Below are 25,366 nucleotides of genomic sequence, written 5' to 3'. Positions count from 1 at the left end.
AAGGACCGACAGTGGCAGGAGACGAGCCGGTAACCGCGCCAGATCAGCACAGGCCCGGGCACCGCAGGTCCGGGCGGATCGGCGCGGTGGTGTCGGCGGTGGCCCTGGTGTTGATGGCGCTCTGCGGCACCGAGGAAGGCCGGGTGGAGGACATCTGGCTGTTCGGGATCGCCGCGCTGCTGCTCGCCATCGTCATCGGCGACGCGGTGCTGCGCCGCAACGGCCTGCGGTCCTGACACCCGCCGCCGGCGGTACGCGGAAGGGCCCGTCCCCCGGGGGGCGGGCCCTTCGCCGTCGGCACCGGGCTCAACGACCCAGCAGGATGTCCTGTACGTCCTTGAGCGCGGCGTCGACCTCCGCCTCGAAGTAGCCGCCGGGCACCAGCCCGAACCGCAGCGTGTCGAGGTCCTTCGGGTTCACCGGCATCGCGTTGCGCCCCTGCATGCCGCCGAGCAGCGTCTCGAAGAACCGGTCGACCTGGTCCGGGTCGTACCCGCTGCCGAACCGGCGGACCTGGAAGCTGCGCCGGATCTGGTCGACCCGGTAGAGGTCGCTGCCGGGCGGGCCGGCCATCGGCGGACCCACCATCGGCGGGCCGGCGGCCGGCGGACCGACAAGCGGCGGACCCGTCATCGAGGGGCCACCGCCGTAGCCGGAGTCCGGCGGGCCGTAGCCCGGATCCGGCGGGCCGTAGCCCTGCTGCGGCAGCGCCGGCGGACCGGCCGGGCCGCGTCCGCGCAGCTCACGCAGGTCACGCTCGGGCATCCGGATCTCCGCGGTCATGTCGGCGCGACCGTGCCGGCCCGCTTCGAAGCCGTCGAACCTGTCACTCGGGCCGCCGTACGCACCCTGGCCGGGCTCCGGGCCGTACCCTCCCGGGCCCTGGTCCGGCGGACCGTAGCCACCGTGGCCGGGGTCCTGGCCGTACCCGCTCGGGCCGGGCGGCAGGCCACGCGGCGGCGGGCCGCCGTGGCCCATCGGCGCGCCCGGCGGCGGACCCATCGGACCCGGACCGGCCGGGCCACGCGGCGCGTCGTAGCCGCCGCGCGGGTTGTCGTAGCCACCGGCGAACGCGCCGGTCGGCTCGTCGTAGCGGTTGCCGTAGCGGTCGGCGGGCGGACCGGCCTGCGCCGGCATCTGCCGCGGCGGCATCGGCGGCTGCGACACCGGGGACAGGCCACGATCGTCGCGCATCGGCGGGCCGAGCCGGTCGGCCATCCGGGGATCGACGCCCCGCCCGCCGGGAGCGCCAGCGCGTTCCTCCAGCTCGGCGAGCTGCCGCTCGACCCGGTCGAGGTGCAGGTCGACCTGCCACTCGTCGTAGCCGTTGAACCGGACCCGGAAGACGACGTCGTGGACCTCCTGGGAGGCGACGGGCGCGCCCACCGGCTGGCCGTCGAGGGTCGCCTCGACCCGGTCCAGGAAGGCGTCCACCTCGTCGACCTTGTATCCCCGGCGGAGTGCCTTACGCCGGAAACGCTGACCCTGACTCGCCACTATGTCTCCTGGTCTCGTACCGCTACGCGGTTGCCGCGCGTGGGTCGCTGTCCATGTCCTCGGCGGCGGCGAGCTGCCCACACGCTCCGTCGATCTCGCGACCTCGGGTGTCCCGCACCGTGGTGGACACCCCGGCGTCGCGCAACCGCCGGACGAACTCCCGCTCGACCGGCTTCGGGCTGGCGTCCCAGCGGCTGCCCGGAGTCGGGTTGAGCGGGATCAGGTTCACGTGGGCCAACTTGCCGGCCAGCAGCCGCCCGAGCAGATCGGCCCTCCACGGCTGGTCGTTCACGTCCTTGATCATCGCGTACTCGATGGACACGCGACGCCCCGTCGTGGCCGCGTAGCCCCACGCCGCGTCCAGCACCTCGGACACCTTCCAGCGCTGGTTGACCGGGACGAGTTCGTCGCGCAGCCCATCATCGGGGGCGTGCAGCGACAACGCAAGGGTCACCGAGAGGTCTTCGCTGGCCAGTCGGCGGATGGCCGGGACCAGCCCGACCGTGGAAACGGTGATGTGCCGCTGGGACAGGCCGAGGCCCTCCGGCGCCGGCGACACCAGCCGGCGGATCGCCGCCACCACCCGCGAGTAGTTGGCAAGCGGCTCGCCCATGCCCATGAACACCACGTGCGACAGCCGCGGCGGCGAACCGGCGACCGCGCCGGAGGCGGCCACCCCGGCCAGGTAGACCGCCTGGTCGACGATCTCCGCGGTGGAGAGGTTGCGGGTCAGCCCGGCCTGGCCGGTGGCGCAGAACGGGCAGGCCATCCCGCAGCCGGCCTGGCTGGAGATGCAGACGGTGACCCGGTCCGGGTAGCCCATCAGCACGCTCTCCACGAGCGAGCCGTCGTGCAGCCGCCAGAGCGCCTTGCGGGTCGCGCCGTCGTCGCAGGCCAGCTCGCGCACCGGCGTGAGCAGGGTGGGCAGCAGCGTGCCGGCCAGCCGTTCCCGGGTCGCCGCCGGCAGGTCGGTCATCCGCTCCGGGTCGCGGACCAGCCGGCCGAAGTAGTGGTTCGAGACCTGCTTGGCGCGGAACGCGGGCTCGCCCAGCTCGGTGACGAGCGCCTGCCGGCCCGACAGGTCCAGGTCGGCGAGGTGGCGGGGAGGCATCGTGGGCCGGCGGCCACGGGCGTCGGGGTCTACGGAGATCAGCGGGAGGCTCGTCATGACGGGTCCAGTCTGACACGCGCCGCGCCGCACGCACCCGTCCGTGGGTCCCGAATCGTGACCGACCGGCCATTCCGCCCGGGGGCGCCGAGGTGATCCATCCCTCAACCCACCACCGGCACGAAGACCGCGAGCAGCAGGTACGCCGTCGGCACCGCGAACAGGATCGAGTCGAGCCGATCCATCAAGCCGCCGTGACCCGGCAGCAGGTTGCTCATGTCCTTGACGCCCAGATCCCGCTTGATCATCGACTCGCCGAGGTCGCCGAGCACCGCCGCGCAGGAGATCGCCACCCCGAACAGCGCGCCCCACCACGGCGCCACCTCGAACAGCAGCCACAACAGCAATGCGCTGCCCGCCGCGGCGGCGGTCACCGAGCCGGCGAAGCCCTCCCAGGACTTCTTCGGGCTGATCCTCGGGGCCATCGGATGCTTACCGAAGGCCACCCCGGCGGCGTACCCGCCGGTGTCGGAGAGCACCACTGCCACAAGCGTGACGAGCACCCGCAGGTGACCGTCGTCGGGCGCGGCGGCGAGCAGGGCGGCGAAGCCGGCGAGAAAGGGCACGTAGACGGTGATCAGCGTGGCCGCGGTCAGGTCACGCTGGTAGTTGCCGGGCCCGTCGCCCAGCCGCCAGATCATCGTGCCCAGCACGGTGACCAGCAGCCCGAGACAGAGCGCGTCCGGGCCGGCGAACCAGGCCAGCCCGATCATGATCACCCCGCCGGCCACGAGCGGCACCAGCGGCGGATGGGCGCCGCTGCGCCGCACCGCCCGGGCCATCTCCCAGATGCCGATGGCCACGGCGGCGACGAGCACGGCGAGGAACCCCGGCAGGAAGAAGAAGAGCGGCACCACGATCGCCGCGCCGAGACCCACCCCGACGCCGATCGCCGCCGGCAGGTTGCGCCCCGCCTTCGACGCCCGGGGCGCGGCCGTCGGGGGACGCTCCGCGCTCGCCCGCCGACGCCCCTTCGACCGGCGACCGGCCGGCGGCTCGGGCGTGGGCTCGTCGCGTACCACCGGAAGGTGCTCGGTCGGCTCGTCCCGCACCGGGGCGATCTGCGCGGTCGGATACTCGTCGTCGGGCCGCGGGCCGGGACCGCCGGGCCCCGGCCCGACCGGCCGACCACGCTCCGCGGCCGGAGGTCCGTCGTACGGCCGCGGCCCGTCGCGGCGCGGCGAACCGTTCGGGTACGGCGGGGCGTACGCCTCCCGGTCGACGGGCGGCGCGAACGCGTCCGGGCCAGCGGGCGGGGCGTACCCGTCCGGGCCGGGCGCGGGACGCCGCCACGGGCCGGGCTCCAGGTCGGTCTCCGGCCAGGGCAGAGCGGGGGCCGGGCGGTCCCAGCCTCGCGGCTCGGCGCTGCCGTAGGGGTCGGGGTGGGACATCACGCACCGGCAGAGGGTACGAAAGCCACCACATGACGCAAGACCAAGACCATCCCCTACCGGCGTGAGACTTCCTGTTTGACCGACCGACGGCCGGGCGATTCCCGCCGTTCACCCCGTAGTGGTCGGGTATCGTGCCGAGCCTACTGCACCCGGAACGCGCCGAGGGTCGACGCCGTCCGGGCACGACGACGGCACCGGGCCGCCGCCCGGGTCGCGGACGGCGGCGACGCGGTGCCGTGACGGGTACGCGGGCCGCTCAGACCTCGAGCAGCTCGCTCTCCTTGTGCTTGACCATCTCGTCCACGGTGGCGACGAAGCGCTGGGTCAGGTCGTCCAGGTCCTTCTCCGCGCGCCGGCCCTCGTCCTCGCCGACCTCGCCGTCCTTGACCAGGCGGTCCAGCTCTTCCTTGCCCTTGCGACGGATGTTGCGGACGGCGACCTTGGCCTCCTCGCCCTTCTGCCGGGCGATCTTGATCATGTCCCGCCGCCGCTCCTCGGTCATCTGCGGCAGCACGATGCGCAACTGGGTGCCCTCGTTGTTCGGGTTGACCCCGAGGTCCGAGTCGCGGATCGCCTTCTCCATCGCAGCCAACTGCGAGTTGTCGTACGGCTTGATGATCACCATGCGCGGCTCGGGCACCGCGATGGACGCCATCTGCGGCAGCGGGGTCGGGCTGCCGTAGTAGTCGATGGCGATCCGGGAGAACATGGCGGCGTTGGCGCGACCGGTGCGGATCCCGCCGAATTCCTCCCTGGCGTGCTCGATGGCACGCTCCATCTTCTCCTCCGCCTCGAGGAGGGTGTCGTCGATCACCGGTCTCCTCGCCTCCTTCTGTCGCTCGTCGTTGGCTGTGCTGTGGGGCTGTGGCAGAGGACCGCTGCCGGTCCGGCGGACCACTCAGGCGGTGATCAGCGTGCCGATCTTCTCACCGCCGACGGCCCGGACGATGGTGTCGTCGCCCTGGGCGCCGAAGACCAGCATCGGCAGGCCGTTCTCCATGCAGAGGCTGAACGCGGCGGCGTCGGCCACCCGCAGGTTACGGCGCAGCACCTCGGAGAAGGTGATCGAGTCGAGCTTGCTCGCGGTCGGGTCGATCCGGGGGTCGGCGGTGTAGACCGCGTCCACACCGTTCTTGCTCATCAGCACCACGTCCGCGCGGATCTCCAGCGCGCGCTGGGCGGCCACCGTGTCGGTGGAGAAGTAGGGCATCCCGGCGCCGGCGCCGAAGATGACCACGCGGCCCTTCTCCAGGTGCCGGATCGCGCGCAACGGGATGTACGGCTCGGCGACCTGGGCCATGGTGATGGCGCTCTGCACCCGGGTCTCGATGCCCTCCTTCTCCAGGAAGTCCTGGAGCGCGAGGCAGTTCATCACGGTGCCCAGCATGCCCATGTAGTCGGCGCGGGCCCGGTCCATGCCCCGCTTCTGCAACTCGGCGCCACGGAAGAAGTTGCCGCCACCGACCACCACGGAGACCTGTACCCCACGGCGGACCACGGTGGCGATCTGCCGGGCGATGCCCTGCACGACGTCCGGGTCGACGCCGATCGCGCCGCCGCCGAAGACCTCACCGGAAAGCTTCAGCACCACCCGACGGGACCGACCGGGCGGCGGGGCGGTCGGGTCATCCGCCGCCAGGATCCGGTCACTCACAACCTGCGTCATCCGCCCCGCCCCTTCTCCCCGCGCATCGCGCGGGCATCGCGTACCTGCCCTTGCCGACCCTATGCGACGAGGAGGCCGCGGTGCCTGTCGCGTACACCGGCGGCCTCCTCGTCGACGTTCTCCGTGCGCCCGGGCTCACCGGCCGGGCGCGGCGGCTCAGGCCTGACCGACCTCGAACCGCACGAAGCGGGTCACCTCGATGCCGGCCTCGGCCAGCACCTGCTTGACGGTCTTCTTGTTGTCGGCCACGGCCGCCTGCTCCAGCAGGACGAAGTCCTTGAAGAAGGCGTTGACCCGACCCTCGACGATCTTCGGCAGCGCCGCCGCGGGCTTGTTCTCCTCGCGGGCGGTCTGCTCGGCGATGCGCCGCTCGGACTCGACCGTCTCGGCGGGCACCTCGTCGCGGGTGAGGTACTTCGGCCGCATGGCGGCGATCTGCATGGCCACGCCGCGCGCGTCGGCGTCGGCCGCCTCGTCGGTCTTTCCGGCGTACTGCACCAGCACGCCGACCGCCGGGGGCAGGTCCTGGCTCTTGCGGTGCAGGTAGACCGCGGTGGTGCCGTCGAGCTTGGCGAAGCGGTTGAGCACCAGCTTCTCGCCGATCTTGGCGGACTGCTCCTGGATCAGGTCGGCCACGCTCTTGCCGTCGAGGGTGCTGGCGAGCAGCTCCTCGGCGTTGGCGGCGCCGCTGGTCACGCCGTGCTCGACGAGCTGCTGGGCCAGCGAGATGAAGGCGTCGTTCTTGGCGACGAAGTCGGTCTCGCAGTTGAGCTCGAGGAGCGCCTGGCCGGAGTGGGCGACGAGACCGTTGGCGGCGGTGCGGCCGGCCCGCTTGCCGACGTCCTTGGCGCCCTTGACGCGCAGGATCTCGACGGCCTTGTCGAAGTCGCCCTCGGCCTCGGTCAGCGCCTTCTTGGAGTCCATCATGCCGGCGCCGGTGAGGTCGCGGAGCTTCTTGACGTCCGCGGCGGTGAAGTTGGACATGACTCTCTCTTCGGTGTCTGTGACTACTGCGGTGGGTTGGTCAAGCTGCCGGTTACCCGGAACCGGGCCGGTGTGCCCCGGTGTGTCCGCCGTGTCCCGCCGCCCTGCGACGGCGGGACACGGCGCTGCGATCACTCGGCGGCGGCGGTCGCCGGCTGCTCGTCGGCCTTCTTCGGCTCCTCGGCGGCGGCCGGCTGCTCGGCAGCGGCGGGCTGCGCGGCGGCGGGCTGCTCGTCGGCCTTCTTCGGCTCCTCAAGCAGCTCGCGCTCCCACTCGGCCAGCGGCTCGTCGGCGCCGACCTGACCCGCCTCGGGCTTCTCGTCGCCGCCCCGGCCACGGCCGGAGCGGGCGATCAGACCGTCGGCCACGGCCGCGGCGACGACCTTGGTCAGCAGCTCGGCCGACCGGATGGCGTCGTCGTTGCCCGGGATCGGGAAGTCGACCTCGTCCGGGTCGCAGTTGGTGTCGAGCACCGCGATCACCGGGATGCCCAGCTTGCGGGCCTCGTCGACGGCGATGTGCTCCTTCTTGGTGTCGACGATCCAGACCGCGGCCGGGAGCTTCTGCATGTCCCGCAGGCCACCCAGGGTGCGGGTCAGCTTGATCTTCTCGCGGGAGAGCTGGAGGGTCTCCTTCTTGGTGTAACCGGCGGCGGTGCCGCTCAGGTCACCGAGGGCCTCAAGCTCCTTCATCCGCTGGAGCCGCTTGTACACGGTCTGGAAGTTGGTCAGCATGCCACCGAGCCAGCGGTGGTTGACGTACGGCTGGCCGACCCGGGTCGCCTGCTCGGCGATGGCCTCCTGGGCCTGCTTCTTGGTGCCGACGAACAGGATGCTGCCGCCGCCCGCGACGGTGGAGCGGATGAACTCGTACGCCTTCTCGATGTAGTCGAGGGTCTGGCGCAGGTCGATGATGTAGATACCGTTGCGCTCGGTGAAGATGAAACGCTTCATCTTCGGGTTCCAGCGCCGGGTCTGGTGCCCGAAGTGCACACCGCTCTCCAGCAGCTGACGCATGGTCACGACGGCCATGGTGGCTAACTCCTACTGTGTCCCTGGTTGTCCGTCCAGCCGGCGGCCGGACGCCTGGCGCCCGGTCGTCGGCCAGGGTGGGCCCGGGTGAAGAACCGGGACCAGGGAGGCCGCCGCTCCGCGGAAAGACCGTGGAGAGGGCGCGCGAGGTCGACCGCGCGAGGCGGTCGCCAGTTGTCGAGTGTACGCGCTCTCCCCGTACCCCGGCCCCGGGGTACGGAGCCCGCGGGGTGGGCTTGATCCACTCCAGCTCGGCGAGGTGGCGGCATCACGGCGGCCCGGATACCACCACCTCGGCGTACCGGCGTGGATCTTGGGGCGGCGCGGTCAGCGCGCGGCGAGCGCGGCGGCGACGAAGAGCACCAGACCGACGGTCAGGTACGCGGTCGGCGGGCGCAGCCAGCCACGACTGCCGTCGGCAAGCGCCAGCCCACCGGTACGCAGGCCGTACAGCCCGGCGCCGAAGATCGGCAGCCCGACCACCAGGAACGTGCCCACCACGACGTGCGACGTCGACACCGGGTCCCCGACCAGCCCGTGCAGCAACACCCGCACTGCCGGCACCTCCAGCACCAGCACCAGGACCGCCAGCAGCACCGCCAGCGCCGGACGCCGGGTCCGGTAGACGCCGTCACCGGGCGGCGGGGTGTCCGTCCGGGGCACCACCGCCGGCATCGGGCCGGTCGGCATCTCCAGCGGATTCACCGGCGCGGCCGGATCCGCCGCAGCGGTCGGACGCTCCCCCACCCGCAGCGGGGTGGCCGCGCCGGGATCCGTCCGGCCGCCGACCGAGATCTGCGTCCCGCCCGTCGTGGTGGGCTCCGCCGACCGGCCGGTGTCCACGATCGGGTAGCCGCCCAGCGGGCCGGGGCGGGCCGGATCGGCATTGCCGGCCAGAGCGTCGGCGCCCTGCGCCCCGAGCCCGTACGGGTCGGTGCCCCCGCCACGGGCGGCCTGGATCGGGTCGGCCAGCGGGTTCGTCGCCCCGCGCGACGCCGTGCCGAGCGCGTCCACGCCGCTGCGGGACAGCGGATCCTCACCGCCGGTCGCGCCGGCCGCCTCCCGGGCCGCCCGTCGACCCGCGCGGCCGGGCAGCTCACCGGAGACCTCCGGGTCGTCCGGGCGCTGCGACCGCCAACCGCTGGTGTCGTCGACGAGCGGATCGGCTGCGGAGTAACCCCCGTAGCGGCTCTCGCCGGCGCGCTGCTCCGGGGTGCGGTAGTCGTCGTCGCGGTAGCGCGGCTCCCCCGCGGCGCGCCAGTCCGACTCGTACCCGCGGTCGCTCCACCGCGGTTCCTGCTGGTCCTCGGGGTAGCTGCGTCGTCCGTCCACGACCGGCACGGTATGCGACCGCCACCAGCCGCGCCATTCGGCCAACACGGTCTTCCACCAACCGCCTACCCTGAACAGCAGCGCGCCCAGAACGGCGGCGGATTCGAGGATCGCCACCGCCGCTCAGGCTCACCTGCTTGGCAGCCGCCGACAGCTCGGGCGATTCCGGGCTGCTGACCACCTACTGGTCAACCCAAAAAATCTTCCTCAACTTCAAGAAGCTCTTCTTGCGACAGCTCGGGCGCAATCCAATCAACGGAACGAATCCAGTCCAAGAAACGCTCCGGAAGCTGAATGTTGTACTTACACACATAATGTGAAAGATCTGCGGGCCACACCCATCGGCCATCGGTCTTCATAGCCAGATGTCCGAGGGGGATCCCGTAATCCTCGAACACGTCGAAGACGTTTTCTGCGGTGACAGCCAGCACTGCACCGCAGCCAAGTATTCTGCAGTCCGTTCACGTATCGCTTCCTCACCACCCCCCAGCACCTCAGTGAGAGACGGACCATGAGGGTCACCGTGTGGCAGTTCTCGGTAAAATCCGACGGTCTCGACAACCTAGGAGCCTGAACTCCTCCGCAGGCCCAGCAACGACGAGCGGGGCCCGCCGCCCGCCAAGCGCCCTCGCAGCAGCCGCAACCGCGCACCAAAGCAGTAAGCCAGCCGGACCAAGGCCCTCGACCAAGATCCGACTGGCTCAAAACTGCCCTACAGGATCAAGCCGGCCCGGCCGAAGCGGGCTGCGCGCACACGCTAAAGGCCTACGGCCCCGCGCACACGCCCAGCAATGCCGACCGTCAGCCAGAAGTCCGGCCATCTGCCGTGCGACGTCCGCCATGAGCCGGATCCAGGCGCACATCTGGTGATCGACGATTCTAAATGTTCGTCACTTCCATGACGACAACCGTGACGACAACGCAAGCGATCTCAGGCGACCAGTGATACGCTCCTGCCACGCAACGTCACGATGCCATGTCAAGGGATTGATCGAACAAGATTGGCGGCAGTCCCCGCCGGATCAGCGATGTCGAGTACGTCAAGCGCGGCTTCATGGCAGCTTGCATCGGTGAGCCCTTCCCGCACAATCAGCCAAAGCGATTCTCGAACTCGATCGATACATCGTTCGAGTAGGGCACCGTTTCCGCGTTCGACCTCATCAACAACTGGCGCACCGGACAGAATGAGAAACATCAATTCAAGTACCGTAATTCGGACCCAACGCGGCCGGGGGTCGGCCAGCGCGGCCGCTAAGACACTCACCGCCGGCTCAGCCACACTGCAGAGATTGGCTTGGGGCACAATTCTGTTCTCTAAAGAGTCCTCGACGGAATCGATCATTTCAGGGCCCGAGCTAAGAAGCGACGTTAGAAATTTGCCGATTTCTGCCGCCGAAACACCGCCGAGCTGCCGGTAGCTACCCCAATCAGTTGCTTCGATCAGCCGTTCAGCAAGGCCGACGAAGCCAGCACCTACTTCAGTCACCCCACACACCTCCAGATTCGCCCCGCGTACCGGGCGGGAACAGGGAAGGAGGATATTTTGCTTGACACCTCGGGCACACAGTATGCGATCTCCATTCCAGCTCTCCCGTAGCCTTATTCCTTCGCCAACCGTAAGGCTGAGTCATCTGCGCGCCGGGCATACGCTCCTGGATGATGTCCTCGGCATGAATGTCGCTACCTCGAGGGCCATTGCCTGTGCCAATCACATTGCCCTTCGCGTCATAGCCTCCGACATAGATGGGCGACTGGCGGTTCGGCGTACCGTCAGGCTTCAAGCCAGCCTGATCACGAGCCCGCTCGGCGGCAGCCAGCCCGCTTTCACCACCCGCCGCGTTGCCGCAGTTGTGGACAAGGACAGGTGTGTTGCCGGCAAGCACATAGTAGGTGTGGACGCTGCGGACCGTGAGGTCGCGCATCGTGCGCTGCCCGCTGAAGTTGTCGACCTTCGCCACCGTGACGGCGACTCCGTCCGGCGACAGCAACTCCTCCGTCGGCTGAAGGTCCGCCGCTTCGACCCAGTCGTCGCGGCTCTCGCTCCAGAAGGGGTGGTGCTGCGTCGTGTGCAGGGTGACGAACTCGCCGTCGCCGTCACGGACCGACAGATCGGTCAACGCCTCGTCCTCGTTGACGTGGACGGCGTCAACGGGCTCTGCGCTGGTGGCACCGGTTTCTGGATCATGGGCCAGAACCTCGTCACCCTCGACGACCTCCCCGATCGGCTTGCTCTCTCCGTCCGCCAACAGGACCGGGGTGTCCGTGGCGAAGCTGTGCTTGCACGACTTCTCCGGCGGCGCATCGGTGTTCTTTGTTGCGGGCTTGCCCTTCGTCCCCGGGTCCGGCTTCTTCGTGGGAGCGGGTGGCGCCTTCGGCTTGACCTTCGCGAGATCCTTGGCCCGCGCCTCCGCCTTGAGCATGGCCATCTCGGCCAACTCCTGGCGCGGGTTGATTTTCGGCGTGAGCTTTTCCAGCGCCTCTTTGCTCAGGACCTTGACGGCTTTTTTCTCCGCCTTCTTGCCGAGCTGTTCACTGACCCACTTGCAGGCCCGTTTCACGAACTTGCAGGCCGGCGGGCCCGGAGCCATCGTGATGATGGCCGACTTCGTGTCGCCTTCGTGGAGATAGAGCGCGGCATCGGCCACGTCGGCTCCCGTGCCGAGACCCGGCACCCAGGACACCACCCCCGCCGCGTCGTGAAGCACCTTGTTGTTGACCAGGCCCTTGTCACGACGGGTCGACTGTGGCTTGTACTTCTCCACAACGTCCTGACAGGCGTAACCATCGATGGAGTGAGGGCACAGCCCCGTGGGGGTGTCGACTCCGGCGTACTCGGGGATGATCTCGCCGCTGGGGTCGGCGTAGGTGGTGGGGTTATTGGAGGCGTAGGCGTACGCCTGCATCTGTTGCGGGTTGCCGACGTCGTTGATCGGGTCGGCCGAGATGAACCGGCCGATCGACGGGTCGTACTCGCGCGCCCCCAGATGCGTCAGACCGGTGGAATCCTGGTAGCCGCCGAGGAAACCTTGTTGGTTCGGCCAGGTGACCGCGGCGCCGCGCGGGCCGCCGTAGGGCGTCTGGCGACGTTGGGTGATGGTCTGGTTGGTGTCGTTGGCGATGCTGACCTGGGAGGTTCCCTGGTGGTCGCTGGCCAGCCAGGTGATGCCGGTGACGGTGCGCTGGGCGATGACCTCGCCGTTGAAACCGTAGTACCGGGTGGCGCTCACCTGGCCGTTGCTGCCGTTCTTGCGCACCTCCTGGTCACCGAGGAACAGCGTGCTTCCGGTCGGGTCGGTCGCGATGAGCCGGTTGCCGCTGGCGTCATAGATGTAGGAACTGGTCCCGGTGCTGTCTGTCACCGAGGTCAGGTGTCCCTCGACATCCCAGGTCATGGTCTGCTGCCCCGACTTGCCGGGGCGGCTCTTCATGTTGCCGGCTTCGTCGTACGTGTACGAGCCAGTGGTCGTGCCGGTGTTGTCGGTCCTGCTCCAACCGTCGAGCCGGTGCGGCTGCGCCGCCTTGGCCGCCGGATAGGAATAGGAAGTAGTGACCGTTCCGGTCGGTGTGCCGCGTTCGATCTGGGTGAGACGGTTGCCGACACGCCCCTTCGGGTCGTCCGGCGCGCCGAACGACCACTGCTGCCAGTACGGTGCCGGGCCGCCCAACTCCGACTCGTTCTGCGGCTTTGCACCACAGTCGTAGGAGGCCGGTGTCCAGGCCTCGGTCAGTCGGCGTTGGTGGTCGTAGGCGAAGCACTGGGTGTCGCGAGGACGGGCACCGGAGTTGTCGTCGACCTTCAGGATGTTGCCGCTGGCGTCGTACTCGTAGAAGGTGTTCGCCACCGGCACCGGAGCGGCCGAACGCTGGACGGAGCTGCTGGTGACCCGGCCGGTGGCCGGGTCGAAGTTGTTCTTCGTCTGGACGGACTTCGTGCCCGTCAACTGGGTGGACCGCGTGATCAGGCTGAGTTCGTGCAGGTTGGTGTACTCGGACCCGATCGCGTAGTAGCTGGCGTCACCGTAGTTGGTGGCGAGCTTGTCCAGCATCGCGTACGTGGTGTCGTACTGGTAGTTGAGGACCTCTTCGCTGAGCCCGCCGGCTGCCGGAAGGGTGCGAGTGTTCGGCGACCCGTCGGCGAGGAAGCTGGCCTTCGAGGTGAAGGTGCAGGTGACCGCACCGATGCCGCAGAAACCGGCCTGCGAGGAGGGCAGGGTCAGCTTGGTCTGGGTGGGTCGGTCCATCTTGTCGACCGAGACCAGTTCGCTGCGGTACTCCTCGGTGCCGATCCAACGCGAGGAGGACTTCGTCGCGCCCTTGATCGGCGAGTCGTAGGTGAGTTCGGTCCGCTTCGGACCGGTGAGGCTGCCCTCACGGGTCGTCAGGGGCCGACCCATGCGGTCGTAGGTGTACCAGACGTCCGGGGTGTCCGGACGGGCATCGGTCGTCCGCTCGAGTTCACCCAGATCGTTGTAGTGCCTGGTTGAGGTGCCAGTGTCCGGGTCCGTGGTGGAGGTGGGCCGGCCCTGGATGTCGTAGGAGTACGACCAGGTGTTGCCGGACGGGTCCTTGACGGTCGCCAACTGCCCCACCGGGTGGTAGGTGTAGCTGGTCTCGTCGTAGGTCCCGGTCGCGGTCGGACCGTGGTACTGCCAGAGCTTCTCGGTCCGGCCGTACAGGTCCGTCCACACCGTGGTGGCCGCGTCACCCGTCGGCGGCGTCACGGTGGTGTGATCGCCGTGGTAGGTCGTGGAGGTCCGGGCCTTCTCCACCTGTACGCCGGCGTTGGTGCCGAGCAGGAGTGAGTGGATCGGACGTCCGGCCGTGTCGTACAGGGTCTTGGTCTGGCTGGGGACGTCCTTGTCGTCGCGGAACTTGACGACGGTGGTGTCGATGGCACCGGCGTCGAAGTAGGCGGCGTTCTCCTTGTAGATGCGTCCGGCGGCGTCGTAGAAGGTGTCGGCGAGGATGCGCCCGCTACCGTATGCCGACTCCTGTGCCTGCCGGGGGCGTCCCAGACCGTCGAGGAGAAGGTAGGAGGTGTCGGTGCCGCCACGGGCGTTCAACGCTTTGGTGGTGACGACCGAGGGTTGCGTCTTGGACAGGGTGTAGGTGTAGCTGTTCGAAGGCGCAGACCCGTAGATGGCACGGTCTCGGTTGGGCAGCCAGACCGCGGTGGTGCGGCCCACGGCGTCGTAGGTGATCTCGGTTACCCGGTTGTTGGGGTCGGTGATCTTCATCGGCACACCGAAGGCGGGGTCGAGATCGACGATGCTCTTCCACGACAGCGGGTTCGTGGTTATCACCTGCGTGACCGGCCCGCCGGATGCCGGCACGTAATCGGTGTCGGTCTTCTCCCCGGCGATGTCGAAGCTCGCGTCGACCCGACCGTAGGCGTCATAGGTGGCCGAGGACACCGTCTTGTACGTCCGGGTACCGCCGCTGAACCCAGTGATCGTCTCCACCGCGGTCGCCAGACCGTCGGTCGGCGCCGCACCGTACGCCAGCGAGTCGAAGCTGAAGCGGGTGTCCGCGGTGATCTGGTTCTCCGCGGTGGGACTGGTGCCGCACCCGCCGACCCAGCCATGCGTCCGCCGCACCGGGTCGAGCAACCACTTCGTGGCATTACGGCCGTACTCGGTCTTCACGCATGCTTCGTCACCAGTCTTGGTGTCGTCTCCGCCGTCCTCCACGCTGGTCGGCATGCCGTATTCGTCATAGCTGGTGGTGGTCGTGGTCCGCCGGACACCGCCGTCGGTAGCCCCGCGGGCGTGCGTTGCGCCGATCCGGGCGTACCGGGCTTCCGCGACGGGTGTGCCGGAACGGGTGGCGGTGGGCGGGTCGGAACGCCACATGTCGTTGACGGTGGCGGCGAGGACCGTGGATCCGAGCCAGGTGATGGATTCGCGAGGGCTGCCCGCGAAGTGCTCGTAGTCGTTTGCCGGACCACCCTCCCTGCCCTGCACCTTGGTGGTGCGGGTACCGCCCCCGACGAGCTTGTCGCCGTACATGCCGCGGTAGTACAGGGTCTCGGTCTTGGTGCGGTCGGCGCCCTCACCTCGGTAGGTGACGACCGTCGGGTACCCCCGCCACTGCGACCAGGTGCGGGCGTCGTCCGGGGTGATGCCGGTGTCGTCCTCGTAGTGCCACAGCGGTTCGTCGTTGTCGTTGAGATAGTCGTAGGCGGTGCGCACCGGCCGTGCTCCGCCGACCTCGTCGATCTGCTGGACCTCCTTCACCACGTACTTGTGGAAGAAGTCGGTCACCTTGTCGGTGAGCCCCGGTGGCGTCCACTTGACCGGGTAGCAGAGCAGCGTGTTGCTGTCCAGCGCGCTCTTCGAGGGCATCTTGCTGTCCTTGACGCACTCCGGGTCGCTGTAGGTGACGAAGATCTTGCCGCCGGTCTCCAGGTTGATCTGCTTGACCCGGTGCCAGTTCATGGCGAGGGCCCAGTCGCTGCCCGCCGCGTCGACCCGGTTCTGCATCTGGACTCGTTCGAAGGTCACCTCCGGGGCGGTAACGGTGCCGCCGTTGAGGCCCTTGTGGGTGATGCCCTCGAGCCACAGGCCGGCGCGGGTGCCGTCGCCCGGGTCCGGGAACGATTGCCGGAAAGTCCAGGAGTCGACGTTCTGGTAAGCGTTTCCCTTCCGCACCTTCGTCAGGATCTGTGTGGTCCGCTTGGCCGACCAGAACGTGGGCGACCCGTTGAGGCAGGGCTTGGTGGAGGAGAGGCACTCCTGGTCCCACGGGGTGTCCGGCCAGGTCGTCTCATTCCTGGTCGTGCAGTTTGACAGACAACGGTCGATGTTCGTCAGCTCGACGCGCACCGGGACGTTCTCGACGTACGGCGAGGTGGCGGCGTACTCGTTGTTGTCCCGGTTATCGCTGCCGTAGTCGATGCGGGTCAGGTAGCCGGCCCGGTCGTAGACGACCGGGGTCGAGGTGACCTTGTTCTTGGCGTAGTAGTTGGTTTCCTTCGACCACCAGTAGGACATGGTGTTGCCGTGGATGTCCTGGACATAGTCCAGGTTCCAGCGCCAGGCCTGCCGCTTGCCGTTGCAGTCGGAGGCGGCGAACGTGGCGGCGTGGCAAGGCTCATCCGGGTTGTTGCCGTAGACGGGGACGGTGAGCACCGAGTTCGTCGTGGGCTTCCCGGACGACCATCCCGGCAACTGGTGGCGGCCGAACCAGTACTGCGTGCCGTCGGTGGTGGTGACCTTCCAGTACTCGTTGTTGTCGTCGCCGTTGTTGTAGGCAGGCGTGGTGGCCAGCTCGATCTTCGAGCCGTCCTCGTTGCGCGGATGCCACTTGCCATCACTGCCCTTGAGCAGTTCCACGGAGCTGCCGTTGAGCGACATCACGGCGTTGTCCGGCCCCCAACACAGGTCACCGGTCTTGACCGTGTTGTTGGCATTGCCGCCCATGTCGTCGGAGCAGGCCTTGTAACGACGTTCGATGAAGCCCGGAGAGTAGTCGAAGCCCTCGCCGAAGGCGCCCGGCTGGTTGTTGGACGCCGCGTGCCGGCCGTCCACGGACTGGGACGAGTAGCCGACGCTGAGCGAGGGCGAAGGCCCGCCCGGCCCGGGCGGCGTGCGCATCGGATAGGACCACTGGAAGCTGCCCGTGGCACCGCTGTGGCTCCACGAGGCGGACGGGCTGAGGCTGGACGCGGTGAAGTCGCCCGCCCCACCCGACGGGCCGCTCGTCAGCGCGACGAGCGTCCCCGCGCTGGCGGCGGCCGGAGCCACGCCGAGCCGCTTGGCCTCCGCCGGAGACAACGCCCCGCTCACCGGGGCCGCCGAAACGGTCGCCGAAACCGTGTGGGTACGGACGTTGTTGCGCGAATCCAACGCGACAGGCCCGCAGTCCCTGGTCGCGGGTGAGGTCAACGCACACTCGGGCAGATGCTCAAGTCGCAGACGCGACGACCAGTCCGCCCCGTAAGCGGAGGCGAAGGCGGCGTAGTCGACGCCGATCTCGACCTGTCCCGCGGAGCGGGTTCCGTCCGAGCGCCCCACCCGCAGAAGCAACCCGTTCACCCCGGCCACAGCGGTCTGAGCGCGCGACAGCACCTGCACCCGCACCTTGCCGGGAGTGGAGGCGGCCGAACGGGCCGTCGACGGACCGGCGACAGGCCGAACCGTCACCGGAAGGGTACCGGCGCGTGCGGCGACCCGGGTCGACCGGTCGCTGGTGCCGGTCGCCGGCAGCGCCACGTCTGCGGCAGCAGCGGTCGGCCACACCGGTGCGGGCCGCTTCACCTCCGCGACGCCGGTGTCCTTGGTCGGCTTGGTTCGCTTGACAGCGTGCAGCGGGGCGGACGGATACCGCTGCGGCTCAAGGTGTGGCGCCGTGGCTGGGCGCTGCGCCTGCGCGGGAATCTGCCCTCCGACTGCGGCGGCGAGCAACGCGACCAGACCGACGGTGAGGGCGCGGCGGGCCCCGTTCCCCATGGCGTTGACGGCCGGCATCCGCCCGCGATTGCGGTACGGCCGACCAGCTCTGACTGTTCTCATCGGGTCCCTTCAAGGGTCACGTGTGTTCACCGGGAGGTTGCTGGGCGGTCCGGGCGCCACGCTCATGTCCGTATGGCGCCCGGACCGACCGAAGATCGAAGAAGGCGGTGCAGGGTCAGAATCCGGCGAACACGGCATTTACCTCGGCGGCGCTGAGCGCCCCCTGCCACACCTGGACCCGGTCGATGTCGCCGTTGAAGTAGTCGGTCGGCGCGCCCCACCTGCCCCGTCCGATCGACAGGCCGCCCGCGCCGTGCCACGGCGCGAAGGCGGGCGTGCTCTGTTTGACCAGCGCACCGTTCACGTAGAGGCTGATGGTCCTGGTGGTCACGTCCTGCACGGCTGTTAGGTGCACCCACTGGTTGACCACGCAGTCGCTGCCGTTCACGTAGAGCCCGGAAGCGGCCGTCGAGTCGCCCGACCGGACCATCACCGACCACTTGGAGCCGTTGGCGTCGGTGCGGCAGCTCAGGAACGAGCTGGAGATGTTCGTACCGTCCTGCGCGATGACCGTCCGCGCACCGGGTCCCCCGCCGAAGCGGACCCACGCGGACACCGTGTAGGACTGGTCGGTACGCAGAACCGGACCGTCCGTCACGGCCGCACCCGAGACACCGTCGAAGTTCAACCCCATGGAGTCGAAGCCGTCCGCGGTCCACTCAGCCGACGGCGAAGCGGTGAGGTTCAGCAGGTGCTGATAGCCGGACGAGTCACCGGCCTGGCGCGGCTCCTCCTGGTCGTCGTCCTCCATGTCCCACTGGCCCACCCGAACAGGACGGACGAGGTCGACCAGGTCGATGTCCGGGTCGATGGCCCGGTTCCAGACGCGTACCTCACTGATCGCCCCCTTGACCCATCCGGTCGGCGACCCGTTGCGCCCGGCACCGATCAACAGCGGACCGGTCGCGGACCACGGCGGTACGCTGGTGGCACCGGTGCCCTTGCGAACGCCGTTGACGTAGAGGGCGAGCTGGCTGCTGGCACCGGCATCGTAGACCCCGGCCAGATGCACCCACACCCCCGGCTGTACCGGGTCGGCGGCACAGGCGGGTGAAGGGGTGGAAGCCGCGTAGGCGGTGTCGGAGGCGTAGCTGACGAAACACCAGCGCTGTTTCGTCGGGTAGTACTGCAGCTCGAACGGGCTCTTGTTGGTGCCCGCCTGCGCCACGACGACTCCAGCGACGGCGTCGGCGCGCACCCATGCGGCGAACGAGAAGCTGCGGGTCGTGTCGATCACCGCTCCAGCAGTCGCCACCTGGTCGTCGACGCCGTCGAGCTCGATCGCCCAGTCCTTGCCGGACTGCTTGTGCGTGCCCAACACCCGGGAGTCCGTCCATTTCGGCGACGGCGTCAGCGTCGCCGTGACCCCACCGTCGATCTTGTTGGCCAGTGCGGTGCCGGTGCCCTCGTCCATCGCCCAGTGGGCGACCGGGGCAGACGGGTCACCAGCGTAGAAGACGTAGTCGTACGCGGCGGAGGGGTTGCCGGCCTGGTCGCGGCTGCGCACCGTCACCACGTTCTCCAGACGCACGGTCGGCGTCACCCAGACCGTGGCCGGGCCTCCCAGTTGGCTCGCGCGTACTGTCATCTCCGGGCCGCCGTTGACCTGGTAGACGTAGTCGTAGACGTCCGCCGCTCCGTTGGCCGAGAAGGTGAATCGTCCCGAATAGCCGGGTGAGCCGTGCGAGTCGAGATCGGTGCCACGCGGTGGCGCCTCCAGATAGAGCCCGTCGGCCGCCGTGACGGTCGGGGTCGAGGCGGGCGCGGAGTAGTCGATGGAGAACTCGCACCACGGCGACGCGCTCGCCGACACCCCGCCGAGGGTGTCCTTGGTCTGCACCTGCCACCGGTAGAGCTCGCCGTTGACCGTCTTCGTGGTCAACTGCAACTCCGCCTTGGCCCCGGGCGCGACCCCGGAGTCGGTCTTCGGCCAGCCGGACACGTTCGTCCAGGTGCTGCTCACCAGCCTCTGGAGCGTGAAGACGCCGGAGAGACTCCCGCCGCCACTACCGTCCGGGTCGCTCACCGTCGCCTTCAGCCACGGGAAGTCCGAGCGCACCGCGGGCCGCGACGTGCCGGTCAGGCATGCCTGCGCCGGCGCGGTGTAGCCGGCGTGGGTCGACAGTTGCGCCGCGGTAGGGGTGTTGGGGTTGGTGTTGTACTCGATCGTCAGCTTGGTCTGCACCGGGTCGAACTTCTTCCACCAGTTGCTCGTCGACTCCGATGACCCGTCGGACTGCCGGGTCGACAGCGCCAGCGTGTAGATGTCCTGGCCGCGGTTGGCGCTGATGTCGTTGATGACGTTCTGGCTGGAGAACTCCATCGGCTTGTCTGGCTGCGGGTCGTCGTCGCAGCCGGCACCGCCCGACGGCTTGTGCGCGTGCGCCGACCGTTCCTCCAGCCACTTGGAGAAGCTCGGGCCGGACCATGCCTGCTTGCCGGTGGTCGCCATGTCGGCCGTCCGCCACAGGTTCACCGGCGTGTTGCCGCAGTCCCACGAGTGCGTCATCTCGGTGAGGAACTTGGCGTCGCGGATCGTCTTGCCGGACAGCGAGGTCAGCTTGAACGAGAAGTAGGACCGGTAGGTGCCGGACCCGTCGGGATCCTTCCCGACCCGGGCCACGCCGTCGTTGCGGGTCGCGTTGTTGGTGCTCGAGTAGCCCCACCGGGTCTTCTCGATCGTGCTCCACGGGTCGATGACCACCGGGTACACGGTGCCCTTGCCGCGCAGCAGCGACTGATCCGGCCGGATGACCAGTTCCTCCCCCTGGACCCCGGTCGGGATCTCCGCCTTGCGCGCCCGGTCCGGCGCCACCCGCAACGCCTCACGCCGGTCCTGCGCCGCAAACTCCTTCGCCGCCCGGCCCGTGGCACCGTGGTCAGCCGGTGCCGCCCCCGCCGAGTCCCACATCAGCGCTCCCCCGGCGGACAGCACCGGGCGACCTTTGCGGTCGGCGACCTCGAATCCGCCGCCGGGCCGGGACCGCTTGGCGAGCGATCCGGTGGTACGCAGCGCGAACCGCAGCTCGTCCAACGCCGGGTTCTCCGCCGCCTGCGCGGACTTCACCACCAGAGCCCAGGTAAACCCGTCACGAAGCGCGCGCAGCCGCAGGTCCACGTTCGGCAGCACCGATTCGTACACGGCGGTGTCGCCGTCGAGCGTCGGTGCCGGCAGATCCCCCGGCCAGGACAGGGACACCTGCCCCTCGGCCAGCGGCATCTGGATCGTCGGGCCGCCGCCGCCGGAGGTGAACGTCACGTCTGTCAACGTGGCCACCGGCGCCACCGACCCGTCGGCGCGCCGCTCGAGCCGTGTGTCGATCTTCCGCCACGGACCGCCGTCGCGGCCCCGGGTCCACTGGGGCTCCGCGTAGGACTCCAGCACCAGGGTGCCCCGAGGGGTCGCCAACACACGCGAGTGCTCGTTCCTGAGGCTGGTCACCTCCACCGGCGCCTTCAGCTTCCCGGCCTGGGCCAGGGCGTCGACCTCGCTCAGCGGGGGTGCCTTTGGGGCAGCCGCCGGCTCGGGGGCCGCCGGTTCCGCCCGGGCCGGCGACGGCATCGCGGTCGGACCGGCGGCGGCCACCAGGGCCAGCGCGACGACCGACGCGGTGAGGCCGCGACGGTGCCGCTCCGGGGCGAATCCACGTCTTGTCACCAAAGCACTCCTCATTGCGCATGTATGGGCACACCGAAGGACCCGCGCGGTGCGCGGGGAAAGTGAGTGAGGGTCAATCAGGTACGGCAGGGGCGACGACGGCCGATACCGCGACGACGGTCAGGTCATGTCGACGTGCGTAGATCACCACGGAAGATCGCTGATCAGTGGCCGCACCGCGGATTCGACCATGGGAGTGCGTGCCGTCGTCGTGTCGGCACCACACCAAGGTGCCGCCAACGCCTTACGCAGGTCCATCCGAGCCCCCGTTCATTACCTGTCGGCGACGTGACAGTAAGGAACATCAACTTCCGCTGTAAAGGGACGTCACAACTGGTAGCCACAAACCGCCCATGTGGTACCGCGGGCGGCGGTGCGATCACCGTCCGCCATGACGCCCTGCCTAGCACATCGGCGGGATGATCGCGGGTCCGTCCACAATCGGCCGTCGTCCACAGGCCGCCCCTACGAGACACCCACGAAGGTGCCGAACGGTCGCATCCTGGCCGGCATGACGAACCGGAACCAGGCCGTCGGCGCCTACGGCGAGCGGTGCGCGCTGCGACACCTGATCGAGACCGGCCTGCGCCCGGTCGCCCGCAACTGGCGCTGCCCCGACGGAGAGATCGACATCATCGCCTGGGAGGGCGAGGTGCTCGCCATCTGCGAGGTCAAGACCCGCCGCACCGAGCAGTTCGGCTCCCCCGCCGAGGCCGTGGTCCGGGCCAAGGCCCGCCGGCTGCGCGGCCTGGCCGCCCGCTGGCTCGCCGAGACCGGCACCACCGCCGACGAGGTCCGCTTCGACGTGCTCTCCGTACGGCTGCCGGCCGCCGGCCACGCCCGGGTCGAGCACCTCCGGGGCGCGTTCTGACATGGGCTACGCCAAGGTGCTCAGCGTCGGCCTGGCCGGCGTGGCCGGACACGTGGTCGAGGTCGAGGCCGACCTCGCCCCGGGCCTGCCCGCCGTGCTCATCTCCGGCCTGCCCGACACCGCGCTGCACGAGGCCCGCGACCGGGTCCGCGCCGCCATCGTCAACTCCGGCCAGAAATGGCCCAACCGCCGGATCACCCTCAACCTGCTCCCCGCCACCCTGCCCAAGTACGGTTCCGCGTTCGACCTGGCCCTCGCCGTGGCAGTCCTCGCCGGCTCCGGCGAGTTGCCGCCGGTCGCCCTCGACGCCACGGTCATCCTCGGCGAACTCGGCCTCGACGGCGCGGTCCGTCCGGTCCGCGGCACCCTGCCGATGGTCGCCGCCGCCGCCCGGGCCGGATACCCGCGCGTCGTGGTGCCCGCCGGCAACGCCGCCGAGGCCGCCGTCATCCCCGGCGTACGGGTGCACGCGGTCGACACCCTGCACCGGCTCGTCGCCCACGTCCGCGACGGCACCCCCCTGCTGACCCCGCCCGAGCCGGCCCCGGTCGCCGTCCCGCCCGGTCCCGACCTCCTCGACGTCGCCGGGCAGCCGCTCGGGCGACGAGCCATCGAGATCGCCGCCGCCGGCGGTCACCACCTCGCCCTGCTCGGCCCGCCCGGCGCCGGCAAGACGATGCTCGCCGAGCGGTTGCCGTCGATCCTGCCGGAGCTGGACGACGAGGCGGCCCTGGAAGTGACCGCGTTGCACTCGATCGCCGGGCTGCTGCCACCCGGGGGTGGGCTGCTGCGCCGCCCTCCGTTCCAGGCGCCGCACCACACCGCCACCGTGCCGGCGCTTGTCGGCGGCGGCTCCGGGCTGGCCCGGCCCGGCGCGGTGTCGCTGGCCCACCGGGGCGTGCTCTTCCTCGACGAAGCCCCCGAATACCGCAAGGGCGCGCTGGAGGCGTTGCGCCAGCCGTTGGAGAGCGGAGTGGTCCGCGTCGCCCGCACCCGGGGCGCGACGGAATACCCGGCCCGTACGCAACTGGTGCTGGCGGCCAACCCCTGTCCCTGCGCGAAGCCGTCCGGGGACACCGACTGCGAGTGCACCCCGCTGGCCAGGCGACGCTACCTGGGGCGGCTGTCCGGTCCGCTGCTCGACCGGGTCGACGTGCAGGTCCGACTGCCACCCGTACGCGCGGCGGAGCTGCTGCGGACGGACGCGCCGCACGAGTCGTCGGCCGCCGTGGCCGCCCGGGTGGTCGAGGCCCGCCGCGCCGCGGCCGACCGCTGGACGCCCACCGGGCACCGGGTGAACGCCGACGTCCCCGGCCCCCACCTGCGCCGCCCGCCGTGGCACCTGCCGGCGCGGGTCACCCGGGAGCTGCGCCGCCGCCTGGACACCGGCTCGTTGTCGGCGCGCGGATACGACCGGGTCCTCCGGGTCTCGTGGACCATCGCCGACCTCGACGGGCGGGATCGACCGGACGAGCACGACATCGCCGAGGCCATCCAATTGAGGACGGGAGAGGGCACGTGAACGAGGACGACGACCGCAGGCTGGCCCGGATCGCGTTGACCTGGCTCGCCGAGCCGGGCACCCGCGCGGTGCACGAACTGGTCAAGCGGCACGGCCCGGTGGCCGCGCTCGACCTGCTGCTGTCCGGTGACGCGCCGGACCGGCTGCTCCGGGCGGCCGTGGCGGTCCGGACGGCGGCCGGCGACGCCCACGCGGTCGCGGCGGAGGCGCTGGCGCGCGCCGAACGGATCGGGGCGCGGTTGGTCACCCCGGAGGACGACGAGTGGCCGACGCGGGTCGCCGACCTCCGCAAGCTGCGGCTGCCCGAGGCCACCCGTCGGGTCGATGTGGAGACCGACCCGCCGCTCTGTCTCTGGGTACGCGGCGGCTGGCCGCTCGGCGAGACGCTGGAGCGTTCGGTGGCCGTGGTCGGCGCCCGGGCGGCCACCCCCTACGGCTCGCACGTCGCCACCGAGCTGGGTTACGGGCTCGCCGATCGGGAGTGGACGGTGGTGTCCGGCGGGGCGTTCGGCATCGACTCGGCGGCGCACCGCGGGGCGTTGACCGCCGGCGGGCGTACCGTCGCCGTGCTCGCCTGCGGGCTGGACCGCCCGTACCCGATGGGCAACGCCGCGCTGTTCGACCGGATCGCCGAGACCGGCCTGCTGGTGAGCGAATGGATGCCGGGCGCGGAGCCGCTACGTCCACGGTTCCTCATCCGCAACCGGGTCATCGCCGCGGCGACCCTGGGCACGGTGCTTGTCGAGGCTGCCGCCCGCAGCGGCGCCACCCAGACCCTCAACCGGGCGCTCGGTCTCAAGCGTCCGGCGATGGTGGTGCCGGGGCCGGTCACCTCCGCCCTGTCGGTGGGCGGGCACCAGGTGCTCCGCGAGAAACCCGAAACCCGGCTGGTCGCCAACGTGGCGCACGTCCTGGAGGAGGTGGGCCGGATCGGGTACGACCTGGCACCGCTCGCGCGGGCCCCGCAACGGCCCCGGGACCAGCTCGACGACGACGCCGCCCAGGTGCTGGAGGCGATGCCCCGCCGTCGGACGATCGACCTGGAGCACATCGCGGCGCGGGCCGGGGTGGACCTGCGCACCGCGATGCGCAAGCTGTCCATGCTGGAGGAGTTGGCCCTGGTGGTACGCCGCGACGACGGCTACGTGCTGGCGCCGACCGACGACGTACGCCGCGCTCGCCGGCCGTCCGACGCGCGGCACGACACGGCCCCGCCGACCGACGCCACGCGCGGCACGCCCCCGTCCACCGACGCGCGGCACGACACGACCCCGCCGACCGACGCCTCGGCACCGCCGATCGACAACCGGCGTGACGCCGGGGCCGACCGGTGAGCGCACCGGTGGGGTCAGTCGCCTTCGAACCGCAGCTCGACGTCGCGGCCCTCCAGGCACCGGTGCGCGAGCCGGGCCAGCCGGCGGATCTGGTCGACCTCGCGCGGCGCCCGGGCCGCCTCCAGCAGGCAGCGCAGCTCGGTGAGCAGGTGCGGCACCTGCCCGGCGTCCACGGTCAGCTCACCGAGCGGCTCGACGCGGTCCAGCAGCGGCGTACGCCCGCCGCCCCGGACCCGCGTGAGCAGGTCGAGCAGCACGTCCTGCCGGTCCGCCACGACCTCGATCGACACGTACGACGGTCGGCGTCGGTCCGCCCCGGCCCGCACCCGCCGGTAGAGGACGGCATCCACTCCCACGCCCGGTCCCTCCTCGCACCGGCGTCACCGTCGCGGCGAC

Annotated in this window: 16 protein-coding genes and 2 pseudogenes; 5 read left to right on the top strand and 13 right to left on the bottom strand. The window is 70.2% G+C overall.

Annotation, left to right across the window (positions count from 1 at the left end; genetic code table 11):
* Positions 1 to 11 precede the first annotated feature (11 nt).
* The gene (locus tag O7613_RS02345; protein WP_281584433.1) at positions 12 to 236 is read left to right on the top strand and encodes a DUF2631 domain-containing protein; all 225 of its coding nucleotides are present in this window, start codon (positions 12 to 14) and stop codon (positions 234 to 236) included.
* A gap of 70 nt (positions 237 to 306) precedes the next feature.
* Here O7613_RS02345 and O7613_RS02340 read toward each other — a convergent pair whose 3' ends face one another.
* The 9 genes from O7613_RS02340 to O7613_RS02300 form a co-directional block, all read right to left on the bottom strand.
* Positions 307 to 1,497, bottom strand: coding sequence for a DivIVA domain-containing protein (locus tag O7613_RS02340; RefSeq protein WP_281584434.1), 1,191 nt, complete (start codon positions 1,495 to 1,497; stop codon positions 307 to 309).
* A 22-nt stretch (positions 1,498 to 1,519) separates the two neighbouring features.
* On the bottom strand, positions 1,520 to 2,665 hold the full coding sequence (gene rlmN / locus O7613_RS02335; protein ID WP_282291805.1) for a 23S rRNA (adenine(2503)-C(2))-methyltransferase RlmN: 1,146 nt from the start codon (positions 2,663 to 2,665) through the stop codon (positions 1,520 to 1,522).
* Between the two features lie 104 nt (positions 2,666 to 2,769).
* Positions 2,770 to 4,056 carry a phosphatidate cytidylyltransferase gene (locus O7613_RS02330; protein WP_281584436.1) on the bottom strand — a complete coding sequence of 429 codons (1,287 nt, stop codon included), beginning with the start codon at positions 4,054 to 4,056 and terminating at the stop codon, positions 2,770 to 2,772.
* Positions 4,057 to 4,315: 259 nt separating this feature from the next.
* Positions 4,316 to 4,873, bottom strand: coding sequence for a ribosome recycling factor (gene frr, locus O7613_RS02325; RefSeq protein WP_281584437.1), 558 nt, complete (start codon positions 4,871 to 4,873; stop codon positions 4,316 to 4,318).
* 84 nt (positions 4,874 to 4,957) lie between these two features.
* Positions 4,958 to 5,725 (bottom strand): UMP kinase, encoded by a 768-nt coding sequence (gene pyrH, locus O7613_RS02320; protein ID WP_282291803.1) that lies wholly within the window; start codon positions 5,723 to 5,725, stop codon positions 4,958 to 4,960.
* A gap of 156 nt (positions 5,726 to 5,881) precedes the next feature.
* The gene (gene tsf / locus O7613_RS02315; protein WP_281584438.1) at positions 5,882 to 6,709 is read right to left on the bottom strand and encodes a translation elongation factor Ts; all 828 of its coding nucleotides are present in this window, start codon (positions 6,707 to 6,709) and stop codon (positions 5,882 to 5,884) included.
* Positions 6,710 to 6,840: 131 nt separating this feature from the next.
* Positions 6,841 to 7,740 carry a 30S ribosomal protein S2 gene (gene rpsB, locus O7613_RS02310; protein WP_282291800.1) on the bottom strand — a complete coding sequence of 300 codons (900 nt, stop codon included), beginning with the start codon at positions 7,738 to 7,740 and terminating at the stop codon, positions 6,841 to 6,843.
* A gap of 327 nt (positions 7,741 to 8,067) precedes the next feature.
* Positions 8,068 to 9,072, bottom strand: coding sequence for a hypothetical protein (locus O7613_RS02305; RefSeq protein ID WP_282291798.1), 1,005 nt, complete (start codon positions 9,070 to 9,072; stop codon positions 8,068 to 8,070).
* 188 nt (positions 9,073 to 9,260) lie between these two features.
* Entirely contained in the window at positions 9,261 to 9,503 is a 243-nt protein-coding gene (locus O7613_RS02300; protein ID WP_282291796.1) for a hypothetical protein, read from the bottom strand.
* Between the two features lie 135 nt (positions 9,504 to 9,638).
* Here O7613_RS02300 and O7613_RS30725 point away from each other — a divergent pair.
* A pseudogene (locus O7613_RS30725) lies at positions 9,639 to 9,734 on the top strand (GntR family transcriptional regulator); the annotation flags it as partial.
* Positions 9,735 to 10,051: 317 nt separating this feature from the next.
* Here O7613_RS30725 and O7613_RS02295 read toward each other — a convergent pair.
* From O7613_RS02295 to O7613_RS02285, 3 genes are all read right to left on the bottom strand, one after another.
* Positions 10,052 to 10,558: a hypothetical protein gene (locus O7613_RS02295; RefSeq protein ID WP_282291794.1), complete on the bottom strand. Its 507-nt coding sequence runs from the start codon at positions 10,556 to 10,558 to the stop codon at positions 10,052 to 10,054.
* A complete protein-coding gene (locus O7613_RS02290; RefSeq protein ID WP_282291793.1) occupies positions 10,551 to 17,540 on the bottom strand; it encodes an RHS repeat-associated core domain-containing protein in 6,990 nt (2,329 codons plus the stop codon). The genes O7613_RS02295 and O7613_RS02290 overlap by 8 nt, the downstream gene beginning before the upstream one ends.
* Before the next feature lie 160 nt (positions 17,541 to 17,700).
* On the bottom strand, positions 17,701 to 21,243 hold the full coding sequence (locus O7613_RS02285) for a LamG domain-containing protein (protein WP_282291791.1): 3,543 nt from the start codon (positions 21,241 to 21,243) through the stop codon (positions 17,701 to 17,703).
* Positions 21,244 to 21,754: 511 nt separating this feature from the next.
* On the opposite strand from O7613_RS02285, the gene O7613_RS02280 reads away from it, so the two are divergent.
* The 3 genes and pseudogenes from O7613_RS02280 to O7613_RS02270 all read left to right on the top strand — a co-directional run.
* Positions 21,755 to 22,114, top strand: coding sequence for a YraN family protein (locus O7613_RS02280; RefSeq protein ID WP_281584441.1), 360 nt, complete (start codon positions 21,755 to 21,757; stop codon positions 22,112 to 22,114).
* Between the two features lies 1 nt (position 22,115).
* Positions 22,116 to 23,636 (top strand): YifB family Mg chelatase-like AAA ATPase, encoded by a 1,521-nt coding sequence (locus tag O7613_RS02275; RefSeq protein ID WP_281584442.1) that lies wholly within the window; start codon positions 22,116 to 22,118, stop codon positions 23,634 to 23,636.
* Positions 23,633 to 24,790 (top strand): annotated as a pseudogene (locus O7613_RS02270) (DNA-processing protein DprA); the annotation flags it as partial. The gene O7613_RS02275 and the pseudogene O7613_RS02270, both read left to right, overlap by 4 nt.
* 194 nt (positions 24,791 to 24,984) lie before the next feature.
* On the opposite strand, the gene O7613_RS02265 reads toward O7613_RS02270, so the two are convergent.
* A complete protein-coding gene (locus O7613_RS02265) occupies positions 24,985 to 25,326 on the bottom strand; it encodes a hypothetical protein (protein WP_282291789.1) in 342 nt (113 codons plus the stop codon).
* Between the last annotated feature and the right edge of the window lie 40 nt (positions 25,327 to 25,366).

The sequence above is a fragment of the Micromonospora sp. WMMD975 genome, from assembly GCF_029581215.1.
In the GTDB taxonomy this organism is placed as follows: Bacteria; Actinomycetota; Actinomycetes; order Mycobacteriales; family Micromonosporaceae; genus Micromonospora.
The sequence above is the reverse complement of the archived record's forward strand: the minus strand, read 5'-3'. Positions and strand labels throughout refer to the sequence as shown.